Origin of the sequence: Micromonospora sp. WMMD1076 (assembly GCF_029581475.1) — a bacterium.
Lineage (GTDB): Bacteria > Actinomycetota > Actinomycetes > Mycobacteriales > Micromonosporaceae > Micromonospora > Micromonospora aurantiaca.
Map to the genome: position 1 here is coordinate 191,008 of NZ_CP120862.1, position 11,562 is coordinate 202,569.

The window sequence follows — 11,562 nt, forward strand, 5'->3', positions numbered from 1 at the left end:
GATGTGCCCTGATGCTAGGCAGGGACGGACACGGGCTTCGGGCGCCGAAACGCCCGACTTTGCCGCCGAACGGACGAGCGCCCCCGTCACCAGGCCGGGCGCTGGAGCAACCCGACGAACTCCGCGAGCAGCCGTTCCCGCAGCCGCGGCGGGGCGGTGTCGAGCAGCGTGTTCACCACAGCCATCCGGTCCGGCACACCGGCGCCGCCGGCCAGGCCGAGTCCGCCGGCCAGCCCGGCCACCAGCTCGGGGGTGAGCGCCTCCGGCGTGAGGCTGCCGGCCAGCGCCAGCAGCTCCGGCGGCAGCACGACCGGCCCGGCGACGCGGGCCGCCGCGACCGCCTCGGCCAGCGCCGGGCCGAACTCCGCCATCCGGGGCGCCACCGCCGCTGTCACAGTGAGGTGGACGCTGGCCGGCAGATCGGCGTACGTGAGCTGGGGCTGGGTGTGCCAGCCACGCGCGGTCAACTCGTCGACGAGCACGAACAGGTCGAGCCCCGGATCGTCGCTGGTGAAGCAGACCACTGTGGTCTCCGGTTCGGCCGTCAGCCGCAGGCCGCCGGTGGCCCGTACCGCGTCGGCCAGCCCGGCGACCGCGGCCCTGGTGGCGGCGGCCAGCCGCAGGTAGCCGTCCTCGCCGAGGTGGCGAAGTGTGGCGTACGCGGCGGCGATCGGCCCGCCGGACCGGGTGGAGGCGATCACCGGGTTGACCATCGTGTACCCGGGCCAGTCGGCGTACGCGAAGAACTGCGGGGCGCGCAGCGCCGGATCGCGGTGCAGCAGCACCGAGACGCCCTTCGGCGCGTAGGCGTACTTGTGCAGGTCCACCGAGATCGAGGTGACCCCGGGTACGGCGAAGTCGAACGGCGGCACCGGCGCCCCGAGCCGGCGCAGCCAGGGCAGCGTCCAGCCGCCGAAGCAGGCGTCCACGTGGCAGCGCACACCAGCGGCCTGCGCGACGGCGGCGATCTCGGTCACCGGGTCGACCACCCCGTGGGCGTACGACGGCGCGGACGCCACCACCAGCACGGTCTCCGGGCGGATCGCGGCGGCCACCACGGCCGGGTCCGGCCGCAGCGTCACCGGGTCGACGGGCACGGTGTCCAGCGTGACCCGCAGGTAGTGCGCCGCCTTGGCGAACGCGGCGTGCGCGCTGGCCGGCGCCACGATCCGCGGCTCGGTCAGGTCGGGGCGGGCGTCCCGGGCCGCCTTGACGGCGAGCAGCAGCGACTCGGTGCCGCCGCTGGTGACGCTGCCGACCACGTCCGGCGCGCCGGTGCCGGGGCCGCCGCCGAGCAGCCGGGCGGCGGCGCCGACGAGCGCGTTCTCCATCGCCAGCAGCGACGGGAACGCGGTCGGGTCGAGGCCGTTGACGTGTGCGCTCTCCGCATACGCGGCCTGCGCCAGCTCGTCCAGTCCGGCCACGCCGGGGTCGTAGACGTACGCGAACAGCCGCCCGCCGTGAGTCGGACGGTCGGCGGCCCGCAGCGCGCGGATCTCGCCGAGCACGTCCGCCGCGGGCATCCCCCGCGCGGGCAGCGCGCCTCCGCCTGCCGTGTCGGTCATCGGGTGGTTCCTCTCGTGGACGGGCCGGCCGATGCGGTGCTCACGCCCGCGTGACCGGGGCGCCCGCCCCGGACTCGGTGGCTCCGGACGCGGTGGGCCCCGGTGTGGCGGCCCCGGGCGCGGTGGTCAGTTGGGCCGGGGTCAGGGTGTAGCCGCGCAGCAGCACCAGCGGGATCGCCACCAGCAGGGCGGGCAGCACTGTGAAGCCGAGCAGCACGCCGAGCCGAGCCGTGTCCGACTGGACGGCGGCGGTGCCGGTGGACGAGGAGACGTAGCCGGAGAGCTGGAGCACCAGGCCGTAGATGCCCGGCCCCAGCGCCAGCCCGAACGTCTCCCCAGCCGTCCACAGCCCGGTGAACACCCCGGCCTGCCGCCGCCCGGTGCGCGCGGTGTCGTACGCGATGCAGTCCGGCAGCATGGCCAGCGCGAAGACCTGCTGGCCGGCGTACCCGACGCCGATCACCGCGACCACGGCGTAGGCCGCGGTGGCGGGCAGAGCGGGCGCGGCGACCAGGGCCAGCGCGCCCGCGGCGAAGATCAGCGACGCGGCGGCGAGCGAGGCCCGCTTGCCCAGCCGGGCGCCGGCCCGGGACCACAGCGGCATGACCAGCAGCGCGGGTGCCACGAAGCAGGCGAACAGCAGCGTCGGGCCGCTGTCCGGCTCGCGCAGCACCTGGCCGGCGAAGTACTTCACCCCGGCCAGCACGGTGGCCACCCCGGCGGACTGGATCACGAAGCAGATCAGCAGCACCCGGAACGGCCGGTTGCCGGTGGCGACAGCGAGCTGCGCGCGCAGACTCGGTTCGCTCTCGCCCACCGTCCCGGTCGGCGCGGATCGGGTGCCGAGGAACACGCCGACGGTACCGGCGACGATCAGCACGGCCACGAACAGGCCCATCCACCGGTGGCCGGGAACGCCGTCGCCGCCCGCGCTCACCACCGCCGGGGCCACCGCGCCGGAGACCAGGATGGCCAGCGCCAGCACCGCGATCCGCCAGGTCATCAACCGGGTACGCTCCGCCGGGTCGGCGGTCAGCTCGGCCGGCATGGCCACGTAGGGCACCTGGAAGAACGCGAACGCGGTGGCTGTCGCCAGGAACGCCAGCGCCACGTACGCGGCGGCGGCCGGACCGTCGGCGAACGGCGCGGCGAAGATCGAGGCGAACAGCACGGCGAGCGCCAGCCCGCCACCGAGCAGGTACGGCCGGCGCGCGCCCCATCGGGAGCGGGTCCGGTCGGAGATCCGCCCGGCGACCGGGTTGACCAGCACGTCCCACGCCTTCGGCAGCAGCACCAGCAGCGCGGCCAGCCCGGCGGCGACGCCGAGCGTGTCGGTGAGGTACGGCAGCAGGAGCAGCCCGGGCACGGTGCCGAACGCGCCGGTGACCAGGGAACCCAACGCGTACCCGAGGTGCACCCGGCGGGGCAGGCCCGAAGCTGTCATGGAGCCGAATGCTACTCACGTTATGTCCCGGGTCACATCCCCTCCTCCGGTGACCAGGACGCCGCCGCCAGGTCCACCCGGTCGCCACGCAACGGGCACCCCTCGGCGAGCAGCCGTTCCCGGGCCTTGCGCTCGTGCCCCGGCGGCATCCGGCCGGCCGCGTTCACCACCCGGTGCCACGGCACCCCGCCCCCGTGCCGCGCCATGATCGAGCCGACCAGCCGCGGCGAGGCCCGTCCCGAGCGGTCGGCGAGCGCGTCGGCCACCGCCCCGTACGACATCACCCGCCCCGGCGGGATCCGCTCGACCAGTGCCAGCACCGCCTCGACGTATTCGTCAGGTGTCACGAGCTGCCACGATATGGGAACGCGCCGCGGCGCGGCAGACCGCAGCGCGCAGAATGGTCGGGTGCGCGAAGCAGTCACCTCGGCCCGGCGGATCGTGGTCAAGATCGGTTCGTCCTCGCTGACCACCGCGACGGGCGGCCTCGACGACGCCCGGGTCGACGCGCTCGTCGACACGCTCGGCGGGCTCGCCGCCTCCGGCCGCGAGGTGGTGCTGGTCTCCTCCGGCGCGATCGCCGCCGGGCTCGCCCCGCTGCGGCTGCCCCGGCGCCCGCGCGACCTGGCCACCCAGCAGGCCGCCGCCAGCGTCGGCCAAGGGCTGCTGATCGGCCGGTACGCGGCCGCGTTCGCCCGGCACGGCCACACCGTCGGGCAGGTCCTGCTCACGGTGGACGACGTGACCCGGCGCGCGCACTACCGCAACGCGTACCGGACGCTGCGCAAGCTGCTCGACCTGCGCGCCGTGCCGATCGTCAACGAGAACGACACGGTGGCCACCGAGGAGATCCGGTTCGGTGACAACGACCGCCTGGGCGCGCTCGTCGCCGCGCTCGTCGATGCCGACCTGCTGGTGCTGCTCTCCGACGTCGACGCGCTCTGGACCGGCGACCCCGCCCGTCCGGGCAGCACCCGGATCACCGAGGTGCACGGCGAGGGCGACCTCGCGGGCGTGGACGTCGGCGGGGCCGGACGCGCCGGGGTGGGCACCGGTGGCATGGTGACGAAGGTCGAGGCGGCCCGGATCGCCACCGGCTTCGGCATCCCGGTGGTGCTGACCGCCGCGCCGCTGGCCGCGCCGGCACTGGCCGGGGAGCCGGTCGGCACGTACTTCCACCCGAGCAGCCGCCGTCCCGCCGCCCGCCTGTTCTGGCTGGCGCACGCCACCGCCCCCCGCGGCCGGCTGCACCTCGACCCGGGCGCGGTGCAGGCGGTGGTGGGCCGCCGCAAGTCGCTGCTGCCCGCCGGCATCACCGCCGTCGACGGCGCGTTCACCGCCGGCGACCCGGTGGACCTGGTCGACACCGCAGGGGCGCCGGTGGCCCGAGGGCTGGTCAACTACGACGCGGTGGAACTGCCCGGCCTGCTCGGCCGGTCCACCTCCGAACTCGCCGCGGCGCTCGGCCCGGCGTACGAACGCGAGGTCGTCCACCGCGACGACCTGGTCCTGCTGTAAGCAGGGGCCCCTTCTTAACAGACGTCTGTTAAGAAGGGGCCCCTCCTTGAACCCCGTCCGAAGGAGTACGCACGATGAGCGTCGTCGAGCAGGCCCGGCGAGCCCGGGACGCGGCGGAAGCCCTGGCCACGGCCACCCGTACCGTCAAGGACGCCGCGCTGCACGCGATGGCCGACGCACTCGTGGCACGTACCCCGGAGGTCCTGACGGCGAACGCGGCGGACCTGGCGGCAGGGCGCGCGGCCGGGCTGTCGGCGGCCGTGCTGGACCGGCTCGCGCTCGACGAGGGCCGGGTGGCCGCGATCGCCGACGCACTGCGCCAGATGGCCGCGTTGCCCGACCCGGTGGGTGAGGTGGTACGCGGCTCGACCCTGCCGAACGGCCTGGAGCTGCGGCAGGTGCGGGTGCCGTTCGGGGTGGTCGGCATCGTCTACGAGGGCCGGCCCAACGTGACAGTCGACGCCGCCGGGATCTGCCTGAAGTCCGGCAACGCGGCGCTGCTGCGCGGCTCCTCGTCGGCCGCGCACTCCAACGCGGCGCTGGTCGCGGTGCTGCGCGACGCGGTCTCCGGCGCCGGGCTGCCGGCGGACGCGGTGCAACTGCTCGACTCCAGCACGCGCGACTCGGTGAAGGAGCTGATGCGCGCCCGCGGCCTGGTCGACGTGCTGATCCCGCGCGGCGGCGCGTCGCTGATCCGCGCCGTGGTCGAGGAGTCGACGGTTCCGGTGATCGAGACCGGGGTGGGCAACTGCCACGTGTACGTGGACGCCGCCGCCGACCTCGGCAAGGCCCTGGCGATCACGCTGAACGCCAAGACGCAGCGCCTGTCCACCTGCAACACCGCCGAGTCGCTGCTGGTGCACCGCGACGTCGCGGACGAGTTCCTGCCGGCGGTGCTCGCCGCGTTCGCCGACGCCGGGGTGACTGTGCACGGCACGCCCGCTGTCGCCGCCCACTCCGACGCCGTGGTCGCGGCCACCGAGGAGGACTTCGGCACCGAGTACCTCTCCGCCGACATCTCCGTCGCAGTGGTCGACTCGCTCGACGCGGCGGTCGCGCACATCCGCCGCTACGGCACCGGCCACACCGAGGCGATCGTCACCGACTCGCAACGGGCGGCCCGGGAGTTCGTGGCCCGGGTGGACTCGGCAGCGGTCATGGTGAACGCGTCCACCCGCTTCACCGACGGCGGCGAGTTCGGCTTCGGCGCGGAGATCGGCATCTCGACGCAGAAGCTGCACGCGCGCGGCCCGATGGGCCTGCCGGAGCTGACCAGCACCAAGTACGTGGTCACCGGCGACGGCCACCTGCGCTGATCGGTCCGGTGCCCGGGCCGCCACCAGTACGGGGTGGTGGGGGCATCATGGTGCCTCCGATGCCACCATCTCGCCGAACTGGTGTTGATCAACTGGCCGGGCTAGGCGATCTGGAGTGGATCACCATACGCCGATGGCGGTGTGCCGAGCGGAGGCAACCCCGGGGACACCGGAGCAGCGGGCGGCACCGGGCCGGACTGCGGGTCCGGCACTGACGGCGCAGCCGGCACGGTGCTCCCGTCGGGGAGCAGGCCGGGCGCGAGGACCCAGGCGGACCACGGCCCCTGCCCGCCATCCGGCCCGGCCGACGAAGCGGGCGCACTCCCCGGCCCGGTCGACGACACGCCGCCCGGCCCCGGCGAAGGGTCGGAGCCGAGGCGGTGCGGCGGCGGCCCGGGATCGGGAGCCGGGGCGGGCGGCGCGGACGCGGTTGCCGGCGGGGCGGGCGGCGCAGGCGCAGGCGTGGACGCGGTTGCCGGCGGGGCGGGCGGCGCAGGCGCGGACGCGGTTGCCGGCGGGGCCGGCGGCGCAGGCGCAGGCGGCGATGTGGGGAGGCGGCGCGGGCGCGGGGCCGGCACGGCGGGTGGTGCGGGCAGCTCGGCGGTCTGCGGCACCACGAACGGCGCCCCGGAGACCGGTGCCTCGGGCGTGTGCGGGCGGCACGCGCGGATCGCCCGCAGCGTGGTGTGCACGTCGAACTGGTGGCCGTCGTCGCTGTCCCAGCCGCCGTCGCTGCGCTGGGTCTCGGCGAGCCGCCTGCGCGCGGAGACCAGCAGCCACTGCTCCTCGCCCACGTCGACCCGGCGCAGTGTCGCGGCGAGCCAGGCCACGTCGGCCGGGGACATCCGGGGGATCCGGTCGGCCAGCACCGCCTGGATGCGGGCGGACTCGTAGTACATCTGCTGGCGGTGCAGCACCGCGGCGGCGAGCCAGCCGGCGGGCAGGAAGGACGGCCAGCTGCCGTCCGTGGCGAGCTGGGCGGTGAGCGCCTGGGCCGCAGCCTGCACCACACCGGCGTACGCGCCGCCGACCCGGTGGTCGAGCGGACCGGCGGCCCGGGCGTCAAGACCGGCCACTGTCAGCCAGAACCCGGCGTTGGCGGTCTGGTAGAACCGGGCCTCCGGATCGCCGGGCGTGGCCCATTCCGGGGCGAGCCCGGCCAGCGACGGGTCCTCGTCCCAGCCGCCGTCGGGCAGTTGCCGGGCGGCCAGCCAGTCCAGCGCGTGCCGGGCGGCCGGGCGGCCCAGCGCGCCGAGGTCGTCCAGCTCGGCCAGGCGGAAGCAGGTCGCGTCGATCGAGGCGACCTCGCCGTCGAGGACGGCGGGCCAGCCACCGCCCGGCACCTGCCCGGTCTCGGCGGCATCGAGCAGCTCCGGCGGCACCGGGGCGCCGGTACGCAGCCGGGAGAGGCGGGCGCGGTCCACCGCGTCACCGTGAGCGACGACGAATCCGATCGCCGCATCCAAGTCCACCACGGCACTGACGGTACTGGCGCGGCCGGGGTCGCGCCTCGGTAGCTCGGTCAGGGCCGGTACCGCCCACCGGACCTTGAGAGCATCCGCCGGTGGGTTGCGCGACGACGCGTTTGCCCACGCCAGGGGGCGCGGAGACAGCGATGGGCCCGCCCGGAGCGCCGGGCGGGCCCATCGACACGACTCAGTACGCGGGCAGCGACGGGTCGACCTGCTTGACCCAGGAGAGCACACCGCCCTGGAGGTGCACCGCGTCGGCGAACCCGGCCGCCTTCAGCGCGGCCAGCGCCTCGGCGGAGCGGACGCCGGACTTGCAGTGCAGCACGATCTGCCGGTCCTGCGGGAACTTCGCCAGTGCCTCGCCGGACAGGATCTCGCCCTTGGGGATGAGCGTCGCGCCGGGGATGCGGACGATCTCGTACTCGGCGGGCTCACGCACGTCGACCAGGAAGATGTCCTTGCCGGAGTCCTGCCCGTCCTTCAGCTCCAGCGCGGTGATGGTCGAGTCGACCACCGCCTCCTGCGCCTCGTCGGAGACGGCGCCGCAGAAGTCCTCGTAGTCCTCCATCAGGTCGGTGAGGGTCGGGTTCTCACCGCAGAGCACGCAGTTCGGATCCTTACGGACCTTGATCTTGCGGTAGCTCATCTCCAGGGCGTCGTAGACCATCAGCCGGCCGACGAGCGGCTCACCGATGCCGGCGAGCAGCTTGATCGCCTCGTTGACCTGGATCGACCCGATCGACGCGCAGAGCACACCGAGCACGCCGCCTTCGGCGCAGGAGGGGACCATGCCGGGCGGCGGGGGCTCCGGGTAGAGGCAGCGGTAGCAGGGGCCGTGCTCGGCCCAGAACACCGACGCCTGGCCGTCGAAGCGGTAGATCGAACCCCAGACGTACGGCTTGCCGAGCAGCACGGCCGCGTCGTTGACCATGTAACGGGTGGCGAAGTTGTCGGTGCCGTCGACGATCAGGTCGTACCGGGAGAAGATGTCCCGGACGTTCTCCCGGTCCAGCGCGGTGTTGTGGATCTCCACGTTGACCAGCGGGTTGATCTCGCGGATCGACGCCGCGGCGGACTCGGCCTTGGACCGGCCCACGTCGGAGACGCTGTGGATGACCTGGCGCTGGAGGTTCGACTCGTCGACGGTGTCGAAGTCGATGATGCCGAGCGTGCCGACACCGGCCGCGGCCAGGTAGAGCAGGGCCGGCGAGCCGAGGCCACCGGCGCCGACACAGAGCACCCGGGCGTTCTTCAGCCGCTTCTGCCCCTCCACCCCGACGTCCGGGATGATCAGATGGCGCGAGTAGCGGCGGATCTCGTCTACGGTCAGCTCGGCGGCGGGTTCGACGAGTGGGGGCAACGACACGGTGGACTCCCCGGGATCGGCGGTGTGACCGCGCCATTGTCGCTCGCCCGGACGGGGATCGGCCATGATGAGGGACACCCGGCCCGAACTGCGGGACCGGGAATAACTCAGACGCCGTCGGTGGGCTCGCCCTCGTACCGCACCCCGCCGGGGTACGGCCAGGCGTTGGGCAGGCAGCCGTCCAGCCCGTACGTCTGCTGCTGCATCACCGGGGCGGGCGCGCCGGGCTCGGGGCACGCCTGGTGCAGCTCGCCGAACTCGTGCCCGACCTCGTGGTTGATCACGTACGTGCGGTAGACCTCCAGCGGGGCGCCGTAGTCGGGCACCGCCGTCATCCACCGGGCCAGGTTGAGCACGACCCGGCCGGGAAGCCGGCAGGAGGTGTACCGGTCGGTGCGCAGGCCGCCCTCGGCGCACATCCGCTCGGAGGTGACAGGGGTGGCGAGGTAGACGGTGAAGTCGGCGGCGGCCGCCTCGGGCACCCGCTGCACCCGCAGGTCCCCGGAGGCGATCCAGCTACGCGGGTCGCCCAGTACCGCGTCCACGGTGGCGGCGAACTCGTCGGCATCCTGCCCCGTACCCTGCTCGACCTCGACCCGGTAGCGGCGCAGCGGGCCCTCCTGTCCGCGTACCGGAGACCGGCCCTGGGCCACCGCGAACGTGCCGGGGCCGGCGGTGGGGTAGCCGGTCGGCGCCGGGGCCGGGACGTCGGCCTCGGCGCCGCGCGCCAGCGACGGCTCGGCGGCGAGCGACGTCCCACCGTGCCCGGGCGACGGCGCGTTCAGCCGGGTGATGCCGACCGCACCGCTGACGGCCGCGAGCAGCATCGCCAGCAGCAGCACCGAGCGGCGGCGGCGACGTCGCATCCGGCGCAGGGTGGGACGCTCGGGTGACGGCGCGGCAGGGTTGTCGTAAGGGGACGACGACGTCATGACCTCAGCGTGCCATGCAATTCGGGCATTTAGCTGCTTTTGCCGCCCATGCCGCGAATGTTCTTCACGAACCGGACCAGGTCAGAGGGCCGGCCCGGTGTACCGCTTCCCGCCCACGTAGGGCCACGGGTTCGGCCGGCAGCCCTTGAGGAAGAGCGTCTGCTGCTGCATCACCGGTGCCGCCCGGCCCGCACCCGGGCACCCCTCGTGCCGGTGCCCGAGCTGGTGGCCCACCTCGTGGTTGACCACGTAGAGCCGGTACGTGTCCAGCGGCATCCCGGCGTCGACCAGGTGCGGCGCCGAGGTCCGCCACCGGTCCAGGTTGATCACCACCTTGCCCGGCACCCGGCACGACGTGTACGGCACCCCGCCCACCCGGATGTCGATCCCGCCCGCACCGCACAGCCACCCGGCCGTGTCCCGGGTGGCCAGGTAGATCGTGAAGTCGTACCGGTCGTCCGCGCCGACCCGCTGCAACCGCAGCCTGCCGCCGTCGACCCAGCTACCCGGCCCGGCCAGGGCCCGCTGCACCGCCTCGCCGAAGGCGCGGACCTCCTCGCCGGAGCCGTTCTCCACCGCCACCCGGTAGCGGCGCAGCGTCCCCGAGCGGCCGAGCACGCCACTGGTCCGGTCGTCGTACGCGAAGCTGCCCCGGCCCTTCGCCGGTCCCGGGTCCGCCAGCGTCAGCACCGGCGCGACCGGCGGGCTGGGCGTCACCGCCGACGGCGGCGCGGCGCTCGGCGTGGACGGCGCCCGCGTGGGGGCCGGCGGCTGAGCGACGAACCCGTCGGTGATCCGCGTCCCCGCGCCCGCCGACGGTAGCTGCACCACCACGCCGACACCGACCGCGGCGGCGGCGACGAAGGCGCAGACCACGAGCGCGGTACGCCAGTGACGAAGCGAGGAACGGGACCGGGCGGCGCGAGGACGGCGGGAGCTGGGCATCCGGCTCAGCCTGCCATGTCACGCTCCGTTCCGCTCTCCTCCATGCCGGTGGTGAGTGACTGTGTCGCCTCGGCGAGCAGGCCGAGCACCGCCCGCGCCACGGTCCGGGGCACCTCCAACTGGGCCACGTGCCCGACGCCGTCGAGCATCAGCAGCCGGCTGTCCGGGATGACCCGGGCCGCCTGCGGCGCCACCCGCACGTCGACCAGCCGGTCCTGCCGCCCGCCCACCACGAGCGTGGGCGCCCGGACCGCCGAAGCCTGCCGCCAGAGCGCGCCCTCCCCCGGCAGGTACGACCGCAGGAAGCTGCCGACCAGCCCCCGGAACGTCCGCACGTACGCGGCGGCGTGGTGGGCCGCCTCGTACCGGACCCGGATCTCGTCGATCGCCTCCTGCCGGCGCTGATCGCTGATCCGGGTCAGGTCCGCCACGCACGCCTCCATCACCTGCTGCGCCGTCACCTCCGGACTGAACTGGGCCAGCCGCCAGGCGGCCAGCCGTTCGCCCCGGGGGATCGCCAGCAGCGGGAGCATCCGCCCCTGCAACGAGCGGCGGAAGTCCAGGAACGGCAGCGCGGGCGAGACCAGTGTGAGTGTGCGGACCAGGTCCGGGCGCAGTGCCGCCACCCGCACCGAGATCGCGCCACCGAGCGAGTTGCCGAACAGGTGCACCGGACCCCTGTCGCTGTGCTCGATCCAGCGGATCACCCGCTCGGCGAAGGACGGGATGGTGTAGCGCGGCCCCGGCTCGCTGCGCCCGAATCCGGGCAGGTCGATCGCCTGGCCGTCGAGCCGGTCCGCGAGCAGCCCGGCCAGGTCGGTCCAGTTCTGCGCCGACCCGCCGAGACCGTGCACGTACAGCGCGGGCTCCGCGCCGGGACCGGTGGCCGGGGTGTCGCGGACGTGCACGAGCGTGCCGTCGAGGCGTACGTGCCGGCCGGGCCAGGGCGGCGGGACGTGGTGTGCGGGAAGGCTGTGCTCCGGCCACAGTGCGGCGCGCTTCAT

10 protein-coding genes are annotated in these 11,562 nt (G+C 74.6%); 2 read left to right on the forward strand and 8 right to left on the reverse strand.

All coding sequences use genetic code 11. From position 1 onward, the window contains the following. Window positions 1-86: 86 nt before the first annotated feature. From O7622_RS01000 to O7622_RS01010, 3 genes are read right to left on the reverse strand one after another with little or no spacing between them, the layout of a single operon-like run. Window positions 87-1,565, reverse strand: a complete 1,479-nt coding sequence (locus tag O7622_RS01000; RefSeq protein WP_282311401.1) for an aminotransferase class V-fold PLP-dependent enzyme — start codon at window positions 1,563-1,565, stop codon at window positions 87-89. A gap of 40 nt (window positions 1,566-1,605) precedes the next feature. Next, complete coding sequence (locus O7622_RS01005; protein ID WP_282311402.1) at window positions 1,606-3,009, reverse strand: MFS transporter; 1,404 nt, start codon at window positions 3,007-3,009, stop codon at window positions 1,606-1,608. Between the two features lie 32 nt (window positions 3,010-3,041). Beyond that, window positions 3,042-3,356 carry an MGMT family protein gene (locus O7622_RS01010; protein WP_151501212.1) on the reverse strand — a complete coding sequence of 105 codons (315 nt, stop codon included), beginning with the start codon at window positions 3,354-3,356 and terminating at the stop codon, window positions 3,042-3,044. A gap of 13 nt (window positions 3,357-3,369) precedes the next feature. Between O7622_RS01010 and proB the strand changes: the two genes are divergently transcribed. Beyond that, window positions 3,370-4,527 carry a glutamate 5-kinase gene (gene proB, locus O7622_RS01015; RefSeq protein WP_282311403.1) on the forward strand — a complete coding sequence of 386 codons (1,158 nt, stop codon included), beginning with the start codon at window positions 3,370-3,372 and terminating at the stop codon, window positions 4,525-4,527. 74 nt (window positions 4,528-4,601) lie between these two features. After that, complete coding sequence (locus O7622_RS01020) at window positions 4,602-5,843, forward strand: glutamate-5-semialdehyde dehydrogenase (protein ID WP_282311404.1); 1,242 nt, start codon at window positions 4,602-4,604, stop codon at window positions 5,841-5,843. Window positions 5,844-5,944: 101 nt separating this feature from the next. Here the strand turns inward: O7622_RS01020 and O7622_RS01025 are convergent, their stop codons facing one another. The 5 genes from O7622_RS01025 to O7622_RS01045 all read right to left on the reverse strand — a co-directional run bounded on the left by O7622_RS01025 (window position 5,945) and on the right by O7622_RS01045 (window position 11,562). Next, window positions 5,945-7,318 (reverse strand): hypothetical protein, encoded by a 1,374-nt coding sequence (locus tag O7622_RS01025; protein ID WP_282311405.1) that lies wholly within the window; start codon window positions 7,316-7,318, stop codon window positions 5,945-5,947. Between the two features lie 181 nt (window positions 7,319-7,499). After that, on the reverse strand, window positions 7,500-8,747 hold the full coding sequence (gene moeZ / locus O7622_RS01030) for an adenylyltransferase/sulfurtransferase MoeZ (RefSeq protein ID WP_282311406.1): 1,248 nt from the start codon (window positions 8,745-8,747) through the stop codon (window positions 7,500-7,502). Between the two features lie 41 nt (window positions 8,748-8,788). Continuing rightward, window positions 8,789-9,547, reverse strand: coding sequence for a DUF3152 domain-containing protein (locus tag O7622_RS01035; RefSeq protein ID WP_282311407.1), 759 nt, complete (start codon window positions 9,545-9,547; stop codon window positions 8,789-8,791). Between the two features lie 147 nt (window positions 9,548-9,694). Then, complete coding sequence (locus O7622_RS01040; protein WP_282311408.1) at window positions 9,695-10,558, reverse strand: DUF3152 domain-containing protein; 864 nt, start codon at window positions 10,556-10,558, stop codon at window positions 9,695-9,697. Window positions 10,559-10,563: 5 nt separating this feature from the next. Then, window positions 10,564-11,562, reverse strand: a complete 999-nt coding sequence (locus tag O7622_RS01045) for an alpha/beta hydrolase (protein ID WP_282311409.1) — start codon at window positions 11,560-11,562, stop codon at window positions 10,564-10,566.